This window comes from Streptomyces sp. NPDC008139, assembly GCF_042957025.1.
Classification (GTDB): domain Bacteria; phylum Actinomycetota; class Actinomycetes; order Streptomycetales; family Streptomycetaceae; genus Actinacidiphila.
In genome coordinates this window covers 158,065-176,273 of the sequence record NZ_JBIBHM010000014.1, presented here as the reverse complement: position 1 = coordinate 176,273, position 18,209 = coordinate 158,065, and the positions used below count along the sequence as shown (strand labels likewise).

The 18,209-nt window shown below is 71.7% G+C and carries 14 protein-coding genes and 1 pseudogene; 7 read left to right on the top strand and 8 right to left on the bottom strand.

Annotated features, from left to right (window positions below; genetic code table 11):
- Nucleotides 1–3 precede the first annotated feature (3 nt).
- Nucleotides 4–1,329, top strand: coding sequence for an NtaA/DmoA family FMN-dependent monooxygenase (locus ACFZBB_RS28120; protein WP_391127917.1), 1,326 nt, complete (start codon nt 4–6; stop codon nt 1,327–1,329).
- Nucleotides 1,330–1,426: 97 nt separating this feature from the next.
- On the opposite strand, the pseudogene ACFZBB_RS28115 reads toward ACFZBB_RS28120, so the two are convergent.
- Nucleotides 1,427–2,421, bottom strand: a pseudogene (locus tag ACFZBB_RS28115) (aldo/keto reductase).
- A gap of 292 nt (nt 2,422–2,713) precedes the next feature.
- Here ACFZBB_RS28115 and ACFZBB_RS28110 point away from each other — a divergent pair.
- Nucleotides 2,714–3,682: an oxidoreductase gene (locus ACFZBB_RS28110; RefSeq protein ID WP_391127914.1), complete on the top strand. Its 969-nt coding sequence runs from the start codon at nt 2,714–2,716 to the stop codon at nt 3,680–3,682.
- A gap of 130 nt (nt 3,683–3,812) precedes the next feature.
- Nucleotides 3,813–5,471: a DHA2 family efflux MFS transporter permease subunit gene (locus tag ACFZBB_RS28105; protein WP_391127911.1), complete on the top strand. Its 1,659-nt coding sequence runs from the start codon at nt 3,813–3,815 to the stop codon at nt 5,469–5,471.
- Between the two features lies 1 nt (nt 5,472).
- Here the strand turns inward: ACFZBB_RS28105 and ACFZBB_RS28100 are convergent, their stop codons facing one another.
- Genes ACFZBB_RS28100 through ACFZBB_RS28080 form a run of 5 tightly spaced genes read right to left on the bottom strand, consistent with a single transcriptional unit; the run spans nt 5,473 to nt 9,374 of the window.
- Nucleotides 5,473–6,552 carry a serine hydrolase gene (locus ACFZBB_RS28100; protein WP_391127908.1) on the bottom strand — a complete coding sequence of 360 codons (1,080 nt, stop codon included), beginning with the start codon at nt 6,550–6,552 and terminating at the stop codon, nt 5,473–5,475.
- A complete protein-coding gene (locus tag ACFZBB_RS28095; RefSeq protein ID WP_391127905.1) occupies nt 6,549–7,475 on the bottom strand; it encodes a DUF6895 family protein in 927 nt (308 codons plus the stop codon). Before ACFZBB_RS28095 ends, ACFZBB_RS28100 begins: the two co-directional genes overlap by 4 nt.
- Nucleotides 7,475–8,458 carry a DUF6895 family protein gene (locus ACFZBB_RS28090; protein ID WP_391127903.1) on the bottom strand — a complete coding sequence of 328 codons (984 nt, stop codon included), beginning with the start codon at nt 8,456–8,458 and terminating at the stop codon, nt 7,475–7,477. Before ACFZBB_RS28090 ends, ACFZBB_RS28095 begins: the two co-directional genes overlap by 1 nt.
- On the bottom strand, nt 8,455–9,171 hold the full coding sequence (locus ACFZBB_RS28085) for a hypothetical protein (protein WP_391127900.1): 717 nt from the start codon (nt 9,169–9,171) through the stop codon (nt 8,455–8,457). Before ACFZBB_RS28085 ends, ACFZBB_RS28090 begins: the two co-directional genes overlap by 4 nt.
- A 14-nt stretch (nt 9,172–9,185) precedes the next feature.
- Nucleotides 9,186–9,374: a hypothetical protein gene (locus tag ACFZBB_RS28080; protein WP_188280008.1), complete on the bottom strand. Its 189-nt coding sequence runs from the start codon at nt 9,372–9,374 to the stop codon at nt 9,186–9,188.
- Nucleotides 9,375–9,806: 432 nt separating this feature from the next.
- On the opposite strand from ACFZBB_RS28080, the gene ACFZBB_RS28075 reads away from it, so the two are divergent.
- The 3 genes from ACFZBB_RS28075 (at nt 9,807) to ACFZBB_RS28065 (ending at nt 14,147) form a co-directional block, all read left to right on the top strand.
- The gene (locus ACFZBB_RS28075; protein ID WP_391127897.1) at nt 9,807–12,026 is read left to right on the top strand and encodes an NADP-dependent isocitrate dehydrogenase; all 2,220 of its coding nucleotides are present in this window, start codon (nt 9,807–9,809) and stop codon (nt 12,024–12,026) included.
- A 223-nt stretch (nt 12,027–12,249) separates the two neighbouring features.
- Nucleotides 12,250–13,332 carry a Dyp-type peroxidase gene (locus ACFZBB_RS28070; protein WP_391127895.1) on the top strand — a complete coding sequence of 361 codons (1,083 nt, stop codon included), beginning with the start codon at nt 12,250–12,252 and terminating at the stop codon, nt 13,330–13,332.
- Nucleotides 13,329–14,147 (top strand): family 1 encapsulin nanocompartment shell protein, encoded by an 819-nt coding sequence (locus ACFZBB_RS28065; RefSeq protein ID WP_391127892.1) that lies wholly within the window; start codon nt 13,329–13,331, stop codon nt 14,145–14,147. Before ACFZBB_RS28070 ends, ACFZBB_RS28065 begins: the two co-directional genes overlap by 4 nt.
- A 1-nt stretch (nt 14,148) precedes the next feature.
- Here ACFZBB_RS28065 and ACFZBB_RS28060 read toward each other — a convergent pair whose 3' ends face one another.
- Entirely contained in the window at nt 14,149–15,201 is a 1,053-nt protein-coding gene (locus tag ACFZBB_RS28060) for a phosphotransferase (protein WP_391127890.1), read from the bottom strand.
- A gap of 206 nt (nt 15,202–15,407) precedes the next feature.
- Here ACFZBB_RS28060 and ACFZBB_RS28055 point away from each other — a divergent pair, with 206 nt between their 5' ends.
- Nucleotides 15,408–16,292, top strand: a complete 885-nt coding sequence (locus ACFZBB_RS28055) for a ribonuclease BN (protein WP_391127887.1) — start codon at nt 15,408–15,410, stop codon at nt 16,290–16,292.
- 12 nt (nt 16,293–16,304) lie between these two features.
- Here ACFZBB_RS28055 and ACFZBB_RS28050 read toward each other — a convergent pair whose 3' ends face one another.
- Nucleotides 16,305–17,867, bottom strand: coding sequence for an arabinofuranosidase catalytic domain-containing protein (locus ACFZBB_RS28050; RefSeq protein ID WP_391127884.1), 1,563 nt, complete (start codon nt 17,865–17,867; stop codon nt 16,305–16,307).
- Nucleotides 17,868–18,209: the final 342 nt, after the last annotated feature.

The window sequence follows — 18,209 nt, the reverse complement described above, 5'->3', positions numbered from 1 at the left end:
CCAGTGAGCACACGCCGACTGCACTTGAACGTCAACGCCAACGCGCTGGGCCGAGCACCGGGGGGCTGGCGCCTGCGCGACGACCCGCTCGGCTTCCTCGACATCGACGAATGGGAGAACCTCGGCCGGACCGCGGAACGCGGCCTGCTGGACGCGGTGTTCCTCGCCGAGACCCTCGGCTTCTCGCAGCAGGACTTCACCAGGCCGTGGAACGCGATCGACCCGTTCGTCGTGCTGACCGCGATCGCCCGGGCCACCACGCACGTCGGCCTGGTGGCGACCGTGTCGTCCACCTACCGACACCCGTACCACATCGCCCGGTTGGGCTCCTCGCTCGACCTGGCCTCGGGCGGCCGGGCCGCGGTCAACGTCGTCACCACGCAGTCGCCGCGTGCCGGGGCCCAGTTCGGCCTCGACGCGCACCCCGACCGGGACGCCCGCTACGGCCGCGCGGACGAGGCGATCGCGGTGATCAGGGCGCTGTGGGAGTCATGGGACCCCGACGCGCTCGTCGGTGACAAGGCGTCAGGTGAGCTGACCGACCTGGCGAAGGTGCGGGAGGTCGACCACGTCGGCGAGCACCTGCGGGTCAAGGCCTGGTACCAGGTGCCGCGTTCGCCGCAGGGCCACCCCGTCGTCCTGCAAGCGGGCGCGTCGGAGCAGGGCATCGACCTGGCCGCGAAGTACGCCGACGCGGTCTTCTGCGCCGCGCACAACCTCCAGCAGGGCAAGGACTTCGCCGCCAAGGTGAAGGCCCGGGCCCGCGACGTTCACGGCCGCGACCCCGACGACGTTCTCATCCTGCCCGGACTGTGGCCGGTCATCGGCAGCACCGAGGCCGAGGCACGCGAGCGCCGCGACCTGCTGGCCGGTCTGAGCACCGACAATACCGACGCCCTGACGTCGCTGGCGGCGCAGCTCGGCCTGCCGGTGGACAGCCTGGAGCTCGACCGGCAGCCGCCCTGGGACCTGATCAACTCGCCGGACTGGAAGCCGAGCAGCTACGGCTTCGCCAACTCCGTGCTCCAGTCCGCCCGCAACGAGAACCTGACGGTGCGCGACCTGCTCGACCGGCACGTCGCCGGCGGCGGTCACCGCATGGTGGTGGGCACCCCGGAGCAGATCGCCGACGAGATGGAGGCGTACTTCACCGAGGGCGCGGCGGACGGGTTCAACCTGAACCACGACCTCTACCCCGACGGCCTCGACCTCATCGTCGACCACCTGGTGCCGGAGCTCCAGCGGCGCGGGATCTTCCGCAGGGAGTACGAGGCGAGCACGCTGCGCGGCAACCTCGGCCTGCCCTTCCCGGCGGCCACCCCGGTCTGAGTCCGGACGGCCGCACGGCGCAACGGAGCCGCCCGGCGTACCGACCCCCATCCCACGGGGTCGGTACGCCTGGGCGGCTCTTCGGGCTGCCGCCGGATCAGGAACCGGCGGCAGCCGGCAGGCGCGCCTCGGCCCCGATGGCGCCGGGCCGCAGCGCCCTGTCGCCCTCGACCCGCTCGGCGATACCGGCCAGCCGCGCGGCCTGCTCCGGTGCGAGCGTGACGTCGAACGCGCCGACGTTCTCCCGCAGATACGCGGCGTGCCGGGTGCCGGGGATCGGCACGACGTCCTCACCCCGCGAGAGCACCCAGGCGAGGGCCACCTGACCGGGCTCGGCGCCGAGTTCGGCCGCGACGGCGACGACCTCGTCGGCCAGCTTCACATTCGTGTCGAAGACCTCCTCGGCGAACCGCGGGTGCTCCAGCCGACGGCCCGTCAGGTCCGCCCGGCTGCGCAGCCGACCGGCCAGCCAGCCGCGGCCGAGCGGCGAGAACGGCACGATGCCGATGCCCAACTCCCGTGCGATGGCCAGCGTTTCGGCCTCGATGTCGCGGGTGAAGAGCGACCACTCGTTCTGGATCGCGGTGACCGGATGTGTGGCATGGGCGCGGCGCAGGGTCCGCGGACCGGCTCCGACAGGCCGATCCAGCGGACCTTGCCCGCCTCGACCAGCTCCTTCAGCGCGCCGACCGTCTCCTCGATCGGCACCGTCGGATCGACGCGGTGCTGGTAGTAGAGGTCGATGTGGTCGACGCCCAGGCGCCGCAACGAGCCCTCCACCGCCGACCGTACGTACTCCGGACGGCCGTCGATGGGGCGGGCGTCGGGGTTGGTGGCCCGGTCGAGCGGGTTGCCGAATTTGGTGGCGATGACCAGGCCGTCACGGCGGCCCTTGACCGCCTGCCCGAGCAGCGTCTCACTGATGGCCGGGCCGTAGATGTCGGCGGTGTCGAAGAAGTCGATGCCGAGGTCGATCGCCTCGCCCACCAACGCCGACGCGTTGTGCCGCTCGTCGGCGTCGGTGGACCGCGCGAAGCTCATGAAGCCCAGGCCGAGGGCCGAGACGTCGGGCACTCGATCGGGGAAGTCCATGGGTCTCGAACTCGAAGGAAAACGCGCCGTCGTCACCGGGGGCGGCACGGGCAGCTCTTCGACGTCGGCGGCGGCTCGCTGGTCCGCCGCGGCGCCCACCTCGACCGGCACTGGCGCAACATCCGTACGATCGCCGCCCACAATCCGAAGACGCTCAAAGCGGTCGCGGTGGGCCGCTACGAACTCAACGGAACGCCGCTGCCGAACCAGGGCTTCTTCTAGGAACCGCCCCGACACGGCCGGGGCCGCGGCACTTGCGCTGGAGTCCACTCCAGCTCCTAGCGTGTGAGACATGACAACGACTCAGCACGAGATCGGCTCGGGATTCGGCGCACAGACCACCGCGCGGGAGGTGCTGGAGGGCATCGACCTGACCGGCAAGCTCGCCCTCGTCACCGGCGGCTACTCCGGCATCGGCCTGGAGACCACCCGCGCGCTGGCCGCGGCGGGCGCCCATGTCGTCGTACCGGCCAGGCGGCCCGCGACCGCCAAGGACGCGCTCGACGGCATCGACGGCGTGGAGGTCGACGAGCTCGACCTGGCCGACCTCGACAGCGTCCGCGGTTTCGCCGAGCGCTTCCTGGCCACCGGGCGCGGCATCGACGTCGTCATCAACAGCGCCGCCGTCATGGCCTGCCCCGAGACGCGGGTAGGACCCGGCTGGGAGGCGCAGTTCGCCACCAACCACCTCGGGCACTACGCGCTGGTGAACCGGCTGTGGCCGGCGATCGAGGACGGCGGTGCGCGCGTCGTCGCGGTCTCCTCGGCCGGTCACCACTACTCCGCCATCCGCTGGGACGACCCGCAGTACGCGCGCGGCGGCTACGAGAAGTGGCAGGCGTACGGCCAGGCCAAGACGGCCAACGTGCTGTTCGCCGTGCACCTCGACCAGCTCGCCGCGCGGCGCGGGGTGCGGGCCTTCGCGCTGCACCCCGGCGGCATCCTCACCCCGCTCCAGCGCCACCTGCCCCAGTCGGAGCTGATCGAGCGCGGCCTGATCGACGAGAACGGCGAGCCGCTGGAGTCCGCCGGGCTCAAGAGCACCGAGCAGGGCGCCGCCACCCAGGTCTGGGCCGCCACCTCGCCCATGCTCGACGGCAAGGGCGGCGTCTACCTGGCGGACTGCGAGATCGCCGAGCCCGCGCCCGCGGACGGCACCAGGATCGGTGTCAAGGACTACGCGATCGACCCGGACCAGGCCGCCCGGCTGTGGACGCTGTCCGCCGAACTGACCGGCGTGGACGCCGTCACGCCCCGGTAGGCCGCCCGCTCACGCCCCGCCCGCACCCGCGACCCCGCACTCCCCAGCAGCCGGTAGGGGGTCGCGGCACCGGGCGGCGTAATGTTGCCCAAGGCAAACAGAGCAGCATTACGGGAGAGGAAGCAGCACCATGAGTGCTCAGGCAGACGCCGCGCCGTCCGGTACCGCGGCGCCCCCGACGGAGTACACACACCGGCAGATCATGGTCATCCTCTCGGGGCTGCTGCTCGGCATGTTCCTGGCGGCACTGGACCAGACGGTGGTCTCCACGGCCATCTACAAGATCGGTGAGAGCCTCAACGGCCTGACTGCCCAGGCGTGGGTGACCACCGCCTTCCTGATCACCTCGACGATCAGCACACCGCTGTACGGCAAGCTCTCCGACCAATACGGGCGCAAGCCGTTCTTTCTCTTCGCCATCGCGATATTCATCGTCGGCTCGGCGCTGTGCATGCTGTCGACGTCGATGTACATGCTCGCGGGCTTCCGCGCCCTCCAGGGCATCGGCGCGGGCGGGCTGTTCTCGCTCGCGCTCGCCATCGTCGGCGACATCATCCCGCCGCGCCAACGAGCCAAGTACCAGGGCTACTTCATGGCCGTCTTCGGCACGTCCAGCGTGCTCGGACCGGTCATCGGCGGCGCGCTGGCCGGGCAGGACTCGCTGCTCGGCATCGACGGCTGGCGCTGGATCTTCCTGATCAACGTCCCCATCGGCATCCTCGCCCTGTTCGTGGTCGCCAGGGTCCTGCACGTGCGCCAGGAACGACGGCCGCACCGGATCGACTACCTCGGGGCGACCGCGCTGATCGTCGCCCTCGTACCGCTGCTGATCGTGGCCGAACAGGGCCGCGAGTGGGGCTGGGGCGCCGCGTCCTCGCTGTCCTGCTACATCATCGGCGCGGTCGGCATCGTCGCCTTCCTGCTGGCCGAGCGCCGGGCGGGCGAGGAGGCGCTGCTGCCGCTGCGGCTCTTCCGCAACGGCGTCTTCGCGGTCGGCTCCGCGCAGTCCGCGATCATCGGCATCGGCATGTTCGGCGGCATCACGCTGCTGCCGCTCTACCTCCAGCTCGTCAAGGGCAACTCGCCGACCAAGGCCGGTCTGCTCACCCTGCCGCTGGTGCTCGGCATCATGATCTTCTCGATGGTGTCCGGCCAGATCACCTCGCGCACCGGCCGCTACAAGATCTTCCCCATCCTCGGTTGCGCCCTGCTGGTGGGCGGCATGCTGATGCTGTGGCAGATGTCGGCCGACAGCAGCCTGTTCTACGTGGACGTGTCGATGTTCGTCGTCGGCGCCGGACTCGGCCTGAACATGCAGACGATCGTGCTGGCCATGCAGAACGCGGTGCCGCCGCGCGACATCGGTGTCGCCACCTCCTCGACGACCTTCTTCCGGCAGATGGGCGGCACGCTCGGCGTCGCCGTCTTCCTGTCGATCGTCTACTCCGTCGTGGGCGGCAAGATCGGCTCCGCCTTCGCCGCCGCCAAGGGAGAAGAAGCGTTCCAGCAGGCCGCCGCCGCGCACCCGGACCAGCTCAAGACGCTCACCTCGGCGTCCTCGGGCAGCACCGGCACGCTCAACGACACGTCGTTCCTCAGCCATGTCGACCCGGCGCTCGCCCACCCCTTCAAGACCGGCTTCACCGACGCGATCAACGTCGCCTTCCTCGTCGGCGCGGGCGTCCTGGTGATCGCCTTCGTGCTGTCGCTGCTCATCAAGGAGGTCCCGCTGCGCACCACGGCGGGGGACTTCTCGCAGGAGGAGAAGGCGGAGGCGGCGACCTCCTGAGTCAGGCCGTGTCCCTCGGCTCGCCGCACAGCCGGTACAGCAGCGCATAGGCCGTCTTGACGATGCGGCAGCCGCGGTCGTGCCGGGTGGCGCATCCGGCCACCGCCGTACCGGTGGCCGGGTGAAAGCCGAGGAACGTCTGCTGCCCGAAGGTGGCCCCCGCGTGGAAGAGCAGGGGGCCACCCGGCGCCGGATGGTGGTACCAGGTCAGCGTGTGCGTGTTCCGGTGACCGAGCCCTCGGCGCAGTTGCGGGACCTGGACGTCGCGCAGCGCCGCCTCCAACGCCGTGCCGCCGGGCCGCAGATGCGCCTCGGCGTAGCGGAGCAGGTCGGTCGGTGTGGACCGGACCCCGCCCGCCGTGGTGAAGGCCGCCATGTCGGTCGGCGGCAGCGGCGTACGCCCGTCGGTCCGGTAGCCGACCGCCGCGAGGCCGCGGCCCGGCCCCGTCGTGGTGCCGTGCAGACCCAGGGGCGCCAGCACCCGCCCCGCCAGCAGCGTGCCGTAGTCCGTTCCCGTGGCGTGTTCCATCGCGGGTCCGAGCAGCGCGATGCCGAGGTTGGAGTAGTGCCAGCGGCTGCCGGGGGCGTGGCGGGTACGGGTGTCCGCGAATGCCCGCAGCAGCCGTCCGGTGTTGTAGCGGGCGTAGCTGTTGGCGTACGGCCGCAGCACCGCGCCCGCCACCAGGTCACGCGGCACGCGCGGCAGCCCCGAGGTGTGGGTCGCCAGGTGCCGCAGCGTGATCCGCCGCGCGTACCGGTGGGGGAGCGGCAGGTCCGGCAGGTGCGCGGCGAGCGGGTCGTCGAGACCGAGCACACCGTCGCGGGCGAGTTCCGCCAGCAGCAGCACGGCGAACGTCTTGGAGAGCGAGCCGAGTTCGTACCGCGCCTCCTCGCGCGCCGCCCGCGGCGGCGCGCTGCCGCCGCCCACCAGTGTCCGCCGTCCCGCGCGGGAGACGGCCAGCACGACATCGGGCGCCCTGACCTCTGTGACCGCCCGCTCCAGCAGGTCGAGGACCGGCGTGCCGTCGGCCGTACGGTCCTCGGCCTCGTCCGGCGCGAGGTCCACCGCCGTGGCGCTCACGCGACCGCGTCCGCCGACAGCGCGCGGGAGGTGGCCATCGCGGAGGCGAAGGCGGCGACCAGCGTCGGGTGGTGCACCTGGTCGAAGACCTCGGCCGTGTCCCCGTCCGGCATCCCGTTGCGCACCGGCATCGCACCGCTGTCGGACTGCGCGCCGGCGTACCGCTCCCACACCTCGCCGTCGAGCGCCGGACGCGGCAGACAGGCGTCCACGACCAGCAGTTCGCCGAGCAGGTCCCAGTGGGCGAGGTCGGCCCAGTCCTCGGTCCAGGCCGGGAGATACCGCGTCAGGTAGTCGACGATCGCGGGCGGGATACGGTCCGGCGCCTCGCCCCAGTTGGTCAGGTGGAAGACGGTGTGCGTGAGGTCGTACGCGATGTGGAACTGCACCGTCCAGGGCTCCGGCGTCTGGCCCAGCCAGGTCCGCTCCACCGCCAGGTCGAAGTCGCCGCTGGGCACGAGGCCCAGCTTGCGCTCGGCGTTGAGCAGGCCCAGGCGCCGGTTGGGCACCATCTCCAGGGCCCGCCAGGACGCCGTGCGGCGCGAGAGGGCGACCGCGTCCTCCACGCCGGGGTGCCGGTGGCCCAGTTCGTAGAAGGTCGCGTAGATCTCCAGCGGTACGGGGGAGAGCGGTTCGTCGCGCTGGAGCGACGCCAGTACGTTGCCGCCGTCCAGCAACTCGCGCCAGGCGAAGTCCAGCAGCCGCAGCGACCGGTCGCGCTGCCGTGACCCGGCCACACCCTCGCGTGAGAGCACCCGCATGTTGATCGCCAACTCGCCGATGGGCTTGAGGCGTTCGATGACCGCGCCGCTGGTGGCGCGGTCGTCGTCGGTGAGCCGGAAGTGCTCCCGGTTCGCGTCGAGCCAGGCCAGCGCGCGCTCGCCCACCTGGTGCAGGAGCGCGGGGGATGCGGCCGTCGTCATCACGATGCTGCCTCGCTTTCCAGGACCGGGCGCCGTACGCCCGCGGTCGGGCCCGCCGGCCGCGTCGGGCCGATCCGGGCCAGGGTGGCCGCGAAGGCGGTCACCAACGTGGAGTGGTAGCAGGCGGTGAACGCCTCGGCGGCGGCCGTGCCCGGCGGCGGTCCGGCGCCGATCTCGGGCACCGCGCCGTCCGCGCCCTGCGCCCCGGCCAGCAGCCGCCAGGCCGCCGCGTCGGGGACGGGCCCGGGCAGGCAGGCCGCCACGGCGAGCAGTTCGCCGACCAGATCCCACAGCTCCTCCTCCAGCCAGCTCTCCAGCCAGGAAGGGATCCACAGCCGCAGATACTCGGCGCGGTCCGCGGGCATCCGGTGCGGGGCGCGGCCCCAGTCGGTGAGGTGGAAGACGTCGTGCGTCACGCCGTAGGCCGCCTTGCGGTCCAGCGTCCACGGCTCGACCGCCCGGCCGAGTCCCGTCATGGCGAGCACCGCGTCGAAGTCGGCGTGGTGGCGCAGCCCGATCCGACGCTCGGCGTTGAGGACGCCGAGGGTACGGGTGTGGTCCTCGCGCGCCACCCGCCAGCCGCGCAGCCCGGTCATGGTGCGCACCAGGTCCTCGACGCCGGGATGGCTCAGCCCGGTCTGCGCGAAGACCCCGTACAGCTCGACCGGGTAGGTCGCGCGCGGCTCGCCGCGGATCAGGTCGCCGAACAGCTCACCGTCGCGCGTCTCGCGCCAGGCGAAGCGGAAGAGGCCGTCCGCGAGGTCGCGGACGGCGGGCAGGGGGTGGTGCGTACGGATGAGGTGGCTGAGTTCGGCCAGCTCGCCGAGGGGTTTGAGCGTGGTGTTGGGATCGGCGTCGGTCGTCACGTCCGCGGGCAGCCGGAAGCACGGGCGCATGCCGTCCAGCCAGGTGAGCGCCGAGACGGCCATGCGGTCCAGCGGCTCCGGGCCGGCGCCCGCCGCGGGGACCCGGCCGCCGGTCACGAACCGCGCCCGTGGAAACGCGCCGCCGCGGTGATGTGCAGCGCCACGCGGGGGTCGTCGCCGCTCATCTGACGGACGAACACCAGGCCGCTGTCCAGACCGAGCGAGTCCGGAACGTCCGGCAGGCCCGCCAGCCAGCGGCCGAGCCCGGCCGCCTGGAGCCAGTCGCGACGGCGGACCGCGCGGACGAAGCCGCGGGCCAGGTCGTCGGTGCGCTCCGCCAGGCATCCGGCCAGCGGGGTGTCGAGCCCCGGCAGCGACAGCGAGGCCAACTGCGAGACCCGGTGGGCCAGTCGCGGCCATGCGTCGGTGGCGGCCCACTGCGTCGCGGCGGGCGGCTCCGGCGGCCGGCCGTCGGCGTCCGCGGGCAGGAAGGCGCGCGCCGCCGCCGCGAGCCCCCGGTAGCTCCACACCGACACCTCGGAGGCGTCGGCCCCCGGCGGATAGGCGGTGAGCGCGGCGCGGACGAGGGCCTGATCGGCCGTGCCCGCCGTGCCGTCCGTGTCATGGGCGGGGCCGCGATCCAGCGCGTACGGCGCCAGTACGTCGGCGCCCAGTACCCGGATCGCGGCCGATGCCACCGCTTCGCCCTGCGGGAGTACGCGCGACAGCGCGTAGGAGCCGCCCCCGCCCCGAAGGGCGAGGGCGACTGCCTGTGCGACATCGGCGACCACAGCGCTCAGCGGGGATGTCCCCTGCGCCTGCTCTGCCAACGTGACCCCTCAGTTCAGGACGCGTCCGTCTTCGTCGGACGGGGGGTCGGGGGCGAGATCAGCAGAAGTCCTGCGAGGAGCAGACCGCCGCCGCACTCGCGCGTGTCGCGGTAGATGCCCTCGGGTTCCGCGGAGTCCAGCAGTCCTTCGACCTCAGCGGCGAGGACCGCCGACTCGACCGGGGCTGTGAGATCCGAGTTCATGGAATCATCTCCTTGTTCGGCTGGATCTCCTTCAGCATGGCCGAGGTCCCAAAGCGCCGCAAATGGAACAAATCGCCCAGGTGGTGACCCGTATCGCGGCCCGCGCGACACCGGTGCGTACGGCCCGGTCCGCGCCCCGGACGCCGCGGCTCTCTCGTCGCCCTCGCGGCATCCGTCGTGGCCCGACGCTCCCGTACGACCGCGCGGGGAGGGCGAGTTCGCGGCCATGAATATTGTCTGACAGGTGAGGTCGGATGCCCGGCGCTGCCCGACGCGGGCCCTCTGACCTGCGCCGGGGCGCCGGCGCGCGGCGCGCGTACGGCGGCATCCGGGGCGTCGGCGGGGGGCGCGGGGGTGGGGGCGGGTAGGACACGGGTCGGTCACGGGATATCTTGATGTCGAGCAATGTTGCAGACCTGGACGGAGTGACCGGTGGCTGACTCGACCATCATCTACACGCATACCGACGAGGCTCCGGCCCTGGCGACGTACTCGCTGCTGCCGGTGATCGAGGCGTATGCCTCCACCGCCGGGGTCACCGTCGAGACCCGCGACATCTCGCTGTCGGGGCGGATCATCGCCGTCTTCCCCGAGTACCTGCGCGAGGACCAGCGGATCGACGACGCGCTCGCCGAGCTGGGTGAACTGGCCAAGACGCCCGCCGCGAACATCATCAAGCTGCCGAACATCTCGGCGTCGATCCCGCAGCTCAAGGCCGCCATCGCCGAGCTGCGCGAGCAGGGCTACGCGCTGCCCGACTACCCGGACGACCCGAAGTCCGACCAGGAAAAGGACGTCCGCGCCCGCTACGACAAGGTCAAGGGCAGCGCCGTCAACCCGGTGCTGCGCGAGGGCAACTCCGACCGCCGCGCCCCCGCCTCGGTGAAGAACTACGCCAAGGCGCACCCGCACCGTATGGGCGCCTGGACGCCGGAGTCCAAGACGAACGTCGCGCACATGGACGGCGACGACTTCCGTTCGACCGAGAAGTCCGCGGTCGTCTCCGAGGCCGGATCGCTCCGTATCGAGCTGGCCGGGGACGACGGCAGCACCACCGTGCTGCGCGAATCCGTACCCGTACTGGCCGGTGAGGTCGTGGACGCCGCCGTCCTGCGGGTCGCGGCGCTGCGTGAATTCCTCACCGCCCAGATCGCCCGCGCCAAGGCCGAGGGCGTGCTGTTCTCGGTGCACCTCAAGGCCACCATGATGAAGGTCTCCGACCCGATCATCTTCGGCCACGTCGTGCGCGCCTTCTTCCCCAAGACCTTCGCCGAGCACGGCGTGACGCTCGCCGCGGCCGGTCTCACCCCGAACGACGGCCTCGGCGGCATCCTCAAGGGCCTGGAGTCGCTGCCCGAGGGCGCCGCGATCAAGGCGTCCTTCGACGCCGAGCTCGCCGAGGGCCCCGAGCTGGCCATGGTCGACTCCGACCGCGGCATCACCAACCTGCACGTGCCCAGCGACGTCATCGTGGACGCGTCCATGCCCGCCATGATCCGCACCTCGGGTCACATGTGGGGCCCGGACGGCCAGGAGGCCGACACCCTCGCGGTCATCCCGGACCGCAGCTACGCGGGCATCTACCAGGTCACCATCGACGACTGCCGAGCCCACGGCGCCTTCGACCCGGCCACCATGGGCTCGGTGCCCAACGTCGGCCTGATGGCCCAGGCCGCCGAGGAGTACGGCAGCCACGACAAGACCTTCGAGATCCCTGTCACCGGTACGGTGCGCGTGGTTGACGGAGCCGGCCGGGCCGTGCTGGAGCAGGCCGTCAGCGCGGGCGACATCTTCCGCATGTGCCAGACCAAGGACGTGCCGATCCAGGACTGGGTCAAGCTCGCCGTCACCCGCGCCCGCGCCACCGGCACCCCCGCGGTGTTCTGGCTGGACGAGGACCGCGCGCACGACGCCAACCTGATCGCCAAGGTCGAGCGGTACCTGCCCGAGCACGACACCGACGGCCTCGACATCCGGATCCTGCCGCCGGTCGACGCCATCGCCTTCTCGCTGGAGCGGATCCGCCGCGGCGAGGACACCATCTCCGTCACCGGCAACGTGCTGCGCGACTACCTCACCGACCTCTTCCCGATCCTCGAACTCGGCACGAGCGCCAAGATGCTCTCGGTCGTCCCGCTGATCAACGGCGGCGGACTGTTCGAGACCGGCGCCGGCGGCTCCGCGCCCAAGCACGTGCAGCAGCTCGTCAAGGAGAACTACCTGCGCTGGGACAGCCTCGGTGAGTTCCTCGCCCTCGCGGTGAGCTTCGAGCACCTCGCGCAGAGCACGGACAACCCGCGCGCCCAGATCCTCGCGGACACCCTCGACCGGGCGACCGGCACCTTCCTCAACGAGGACAAGTCGCCCAGCCGCCGCCTCGGCGGCATCGACAACCGCGGCAGCCACTTCTACCTGGCCCTTTACTGGGCCCAGGAGCTGGCCGCGCAGACCGACGACATCAAGCTCGCGGAGGCGTTCGGCGCGCTCGCCACGACGCTGGCCGAGCAGGAGCAGGCCATCGTCGGCGAGCTGATCGCGGTCCAGGGCTCGCCGGTCGACCTCGGCGGCTACTACCGGCCCGACGCGGCCAAGGCCGCGGCCGTCATGCGGCCGTCGCAGACGCTGAACCAGGCGCTGTCGACCCTGGGCTGACCCCGCCGCCCCCGGGCTGACCTGTACGGATCGACCCCGGCGGACATCACCGCAGCGCACCTCCCCGCGCCCCGACCGGCATGTCCGGCCGGGGCGCGGGCACGAGTCCCGGTGCTTTGCGATAGTTGAGATGTCCCGCTTGTACGCGGACCCCGTCCGATCCACGGGGTCCCTGTCCGATCCGAGCCTGGTGAGGAACGCATTGACGACACAGGAGAGCGGCGTGCCCGCGGTACCGTCCCCGGCGGCGGAACCGCAGGCGGTGCTGAGCCCGCTGACCACCGCGGCGACCTTCCTGGTGGTGACCGTCGACCCCGGCGGCGAGGCCGTGGCGCGCGACCTGCTGGCCGACCTCGCGGGCTTGCAGCGGTCGATCGGCTTCGGCAGCCCCGAGGGCAGGCTGAGTTGTGTCGCGGGCATCGGCTCCGAGGCGTGGGACCGGCTCTTCGACGGACCGCGCCCCGCCGGGCTGCACCCCTTCGAGGAACTGCGCGGCGCCCGGCACCGGGCCGTCTCCACCCCCGGCGACCTGCTCTTCCACATCAGGGCCACCCGGATGGACCTGTGCTTCTCGCTCGCCACCGAGATCATGAACCGGCTGCGCGGCTCGGTCACGCTCCGCGACGAGACCCAGGGCTTCGTCTACCGCGACGCCCGCGACCTGCTCGGCTTCGTCGACGGCAGTGAGAATCCGGTCGGCCCGGCCGCCCACCGGGCCGTGCTCATCGGTGACGAGGACGCCGACTTCGCGGGCGGCAGCTACGTCATCGTGCAGAAGTATCTGCACGACCTCGACGCCTGGAACGCGCTGCCCGTCGAGGAGCAGGAAAAGATCATCGGCCGCCGCAAGCTGAGCAATGTGGAGCTGGACGAGGACGCCTCGCACGTCGCCCTCAACACCATCACCGAGGCCGACGGCACCGAGCGCAAGATCCTGCGCGACAACATGCCCTTCGGCAGTCCGGGCAGGGGTGAGTTCGGCACCTACTTCATCGGTTACGCGCGCACCCCCGACGTCACCGAGCAGATGCTGCGGAACATGTTCCTCGGCCTGCCGCCCGCCACCCACGACCGCATCCTGGACTTCTCCACGGCCGTCACCGGGACCCTGTTCCACGCCCCGGCCGCCGGTTTCCTGGACGACCTCCCCGACCCGCCCGCCCGCGCGTCCGCGTCGGGCTCCGCGACCCCGGCCGCACCCGCCCCCGTTACGGTCCCCGTCGAATCCGCCTCCGTCGAATCCGCCCCCGCCGTACCCGACGACTCGCTGGGTATCGGCGACCTGAAGAGGAGCACCACGCCGTGAACAACCTGCATCGTGAACTGGCCCCCATCTCCGCCGCCGCCTGGGCCGATCTGGAGGACGAGGCGCGACGCACGTTCAAGCGCAACGTGGCGGGGCGCCGGATCGTGGACGTACCGGAACCGGCCGGATCCGAGCTGTCCGCCGTCGCCACCGGGCACCTCGACGCCATCGAGTCGCCCGCCGACGGCGTCGCCGCGCATGTACGGCGCTCGCGGCCGGTGGTCGAACTGCGGCTGCCCTTCAGCGTCGACCGCCGCCAGGTGGACGACGTCGAGCGCGGCGCGAAGGACGCGGACTGGCAGCCTGTCAAGGACGCCGCCCGGCAGCTCGCCTTCGCCGAGGACCGGGTGATCTTCGAGGGCTACCCGGCCGCCGGTATCGACGGCATCCGCGCCGCCTCCTCCAACCAGGCGATCACCCTGCCCGACGACGTACGCGACTACCCGAACGCCGTCAGCCAGGCGATCACCGCGCTGCGCCTCGCGGGCGTCGACGGCACCTACCACCTGGCGCTCAGCGCCGACGCGTACACCGCGGTCAACGAGACCTCGGACCACGGCTACCCGATCCACCAGCACCTGGCCCGGCTGCTGGACGGCGACATCATCTGGGCGCCCGCCATCGACGGCGCCTTCCTGATCGCCGGCCGCGGCGGCGACTTCGAACTGCGCCTCGGTCAGGACCTGTCCATCGGCTACCTGTCCCACGACGACACCAGCGTGCGGCTCTACTTCCAGGAGACCCTGACCTTCCTCGTCCACACCGCGGAAGCCGCCGTCTCCCTGAAGTCGGCCCCGCGCGCCATCGCGGTCTGAGTCAGGGCGACCGGGTCCGGTCGGGTTCCAGGAACGCCAAGGACTCCCGGAGGTTGTGCTCGACGATGCCCAGCATGAAGTCGCGGTCGGGGAAGTCGCCGTCGAGCAGGCGCAGCGGCCCGGCGACGAGCGACAGCCGCATGGCGAGCGCGTAAAACCGCAGCCGCCGCCCGTCCAGCTCCGCCCCGCCCCGCCCCGGACCACGGCCGGGCGCCGGGCGGCCGGGCAGCAGCCGGGCGTAGTGGTCGCCGAAGCGGATGCGCAGGAAGGCGTGCTCCCACTCGACGTCGAAGTACATCAGTCCCTCGACGTCGATCAGGACCGGCGTGCCGTGGGCGTCCACGAGTACGTGGTCGGGCCCGAGTTCGCCGTGCACGACGGCGAACCGCTCGCGCGCGGGCACCGCGGCGTACGCCGTCCGCACGACGTCCTCCAGCCGGTCGCGGACGACGGCGATACGGGTGTCGCGCCGGGCGGCCTCGTACAGGTCGTCGAGGGCGCGGTCCAGGACGGCCCCCTCGCACGAACCGCCTTTCGACACACCGCCGTTGTCGACCAGCGCGACCTTGCCGAAGCCCGGAGCGGCGTGGTCCGCCATCAGGCCGAGCGCTTCGGCGAGCCGGTCCATGACCGGGGCCGCGCTCCGGGGGTCGGCGCGCAGCATCTCCTCAAGAGTCGGGCCCCGCACGTCCTCGACCACCGCGATGTCGGCGGGGTAGAGCGCCTTGCTGGTATCGGTCAGGCGGATCCGCGGTGAGCGGACGCCGAGGGCGTGAAGGCGCCCGTGCGCGGCCTCGAAGAGGTCGATGCCGGAGGCGTGCGAGAACGGGTCGGTGTGGTCGGCGGCCGTAGCGTCGCTGGGCCAGTAGTTCTCGGTGTCGTCCCAGATGTAGACGATGACGGTCGAGTCGTCGTCGAGCGTCAGCCGGTAGACGCCCTTCTTGCTGCCGCCGCGCAGTCGGTCGACCCGTGCGATGCGGCGGCCGGGTCCGAGGGCGGCCCGTGCCACCCCTTCCAGCCGCTCGCGGTCCGGAAATCCGCGTCCCGTGTGCATGCCCCACCCCTCGTGATCGACCGTGCAGTCTCCCACGGGCGGTGACGATCCGTATCCCGTATTCCCGTACCGCGCCGCGGAGACCGGGCGCGTCCCGGATAGCCGGCCGTGGCCGGGGGCATACGCCGAACACAGGAACGACGACGGCGTACGGGGAACGGTGACAGCGACCGCACGGGGCTGAACTCCGGCTGAGGAGGGGGACGATGGTGGATCTGCGCCGGGTCTGGGAAGGCTCGGCGGCCGGACGGGTGTGGCGCAAGGGCGGCGAACTGGAGCTGCTGCAACGCTCGATGGGCTTCGCCGCGCTCGGCCTGGTCACTTTGATGCCGCTGCTGATCGTGGTCGCCGCGGCGGCGCCCTTCCAACGCACCGGCTTCGCCCAGTGGGTGGTCGACGGCATGGGCCTGTCCCCGCACCCGGCCGAGTCCGTGCAGCGCCTGTTCGCCACGCCACGGCGGGTGTTGAGTACCACCAGCGCCCTCAGCCTGGCCTCGCTCGCCGTCTTCGGACTGTCCTTCGCGGCGAGCGTCGAGACCGGCTACCGCAAGGTGTGGGAGCTGCCCGCCAGCCCCTGGCACAGCGTGTGGCGGCGCGCGGTGTGGCTCGCGGGCCTGACGGCGTATCTCTTCGCCGAGGCCCAGAGCGGCGCCTTCCTCAGCCACGGCTGGCGGCAGGCCGTCGTCCGCATCACCCTCACCCTCGTCTTCGGCGTCCTCTTCTTCTGGTGGGGCCAGCGCTTCCTCCTCGGCGGCCTCATCACCTGGCGTGCGGCCCTGCCCGGCGCCGTCCTCACCATGGCGGGCCTCGTCGGCCTGCGAGGCTTCTCCTGGCTGGTCTTCTCGCCGCTCATCGTCACCAACGCCGTCACCTACGGCTCGGTCGGCACCGTCCTGATGGTGCAGTGCTGGCTGATCGGCGTCGGCTTCGTCTTCTTCGGCGGCCCCCTCATCGGCTGCGAGATCCAGCAGACCCGCGCCCGCCGGGCGGCCGGCCGTCAGCAGACGGGGACGGAAGCGGAGACAGAGACGGAAGGAGAGGCGGTGGCGGACGCGGAGGGCCGCGTCGCCGGGTGGCGGCGCGGCCCGTAGCCGTCGGACGGTTCAGCCCCAGGGCTGGGAGACGACCCAGCTCGTGTCGTCGCTCCAGGACGTGGCGCTGTCCCAGGCATTGGAGCCGCCGTTGCCGCCGATGTAGACGGTGTTGTTGTAGTGGCGGATGTCCTTGTCGGTGTAGTTGACGGATTGGAAGGTGTTGCCCTGGCCGTTGTTGCCCGGCTGGGGGCAGAAGGTGGCGTCCTGGGCGTAGAGGGAACTGCCGTCGTTGGAATTCAGCTTGAGCTGGAAGTTGGAGTGGCGCAGGTACTGCCCCGAGGTGTTGGCGGACTCGAAGGAGACGCAGGCGCTGTTGGCCAGACCCGCCCGTACGATCCAGGTCGCGTCGGCCTTGTCGGTCGCCGAACTGGACGCGGACACCGGAGAGATGACCACATTGGCGTCGCTGTCGTCGTGCCGGATGTAGTCGGTGGTGCAGCACGCGGTCGTGGCCCGCAGCGAGATCCGCGAGCCGGGGGTCAGCGAACCGGAGCCCGACGACTGGGTCGTGTACCCGACGGAGGCGATGTTGGTCTGCACCGCGTTCTCGGTGGCGTCGGAGGGGTATCCGGACGTCATCACGCCCTCGTAGAACGTACCGGCGGCGCCCTTGCTGTTGTCGCCGCCGATGCCGAGGATGATCGCGCCTTCCTTGTGCATCGGGTTGTAGCCCGAGACGTTGGGGCGGACGCCGCTGTAGTACGTCGACAGGCCGCCCGACTGCGCGTTGCCACCGCGGATCGCCCACTGGTTCGGGCCGCCCTTGACCATGGCGGTCAGGTAGCGGAAATTCACGGTCGGGTCGTTGGCGTTGTAGTGCTGGTTCACGCCGGAGAACAGGCCGTTCTCCAGGTCGGCCATGACCCAGGGGCCGTTGCCCGCGCCGTAGCCCCAGACCTTGATGTTCCCGAAGTAGATGGCCTCCATGTGGCCGTTGCCGGTGTCGTTGTTGCTGGTCTCGGCGTTGCCGTAGTCGAAGCAGCAGCCGCCGTTGTAGTGCGTGCCGTCGAGGATCGCGTACATCCCCTCCGGCTGGTCGCCGGTCGCGATCCCGCTGGTGTGGTCGTTGCGGTAGCCGGTGCCGGGCGCCACATAGACGCCGTACGCCTTGTGGCCGCCCACCGTGGTCGGCGCCGCGGTCGCGTTCGCCAGATTGTCGGGCCCGCCCGCGGCCCCGCCGCCGGGCGCCTGGGTGAGGTTGTTGCCGCGTCCCGACTGGTCGTAGATGACCGTGATCACGCAGGTCGTCCCGGAGCAGAACGAGTCCTGCGCGGCGGCGTTGGCGTATCCGCCCGTGCTCAGCACGCCGATGTTCTGTGTGGCGTTGTCGGACGCGCGCCTGACCTGGTAGAGCGAGCCGTTGTACGTGGAGTACAGCGCCCGTGTGGTGCTGTGGGCGGCCACGCAGGGGGTGCCGCCCGCGCTGTACGCGTCGCACGGGAGCGAACCCGCCGCGTGGGAGGTGCCCGTGCCGCCGATCAGGAGACCCGCGACGAGGGTCGCCGCGGCGGCGAGGCAGAGCGCCCATTTCCTGAAGCGACCCGCTAAGGGATTCGTTGCGGTCAGGGACATGAATGTCCTCCTCGATGTGAGTGGGGGGACCGCCGCGCGGCAGCGGGCGGCGGCGTATCGCACCTGGCCGCACGGCGGATCCGTGACGGTCGCAGTGGGCTTGAATTGTGATCGCTAACAACGCGACCTGGTCCGGTGCTGCGGCAACGCGAAGGCGGCGCGCGGCCGGTTCGCCCGCCGAGGCGCGCCGGCCGTGCGTGAACGGTCCTGGCCTGCGCCGTCCCAGGCGGCGTCGGGATACCGGACGGCCGTTCGCCCCGCCGACGCGCTCTCGACTCCTGGGCCCGTCCGTGGCGGCTCGGCCTGGACGCAGAGCGCGAGAGCGCGTCACGCGGGGGTCTG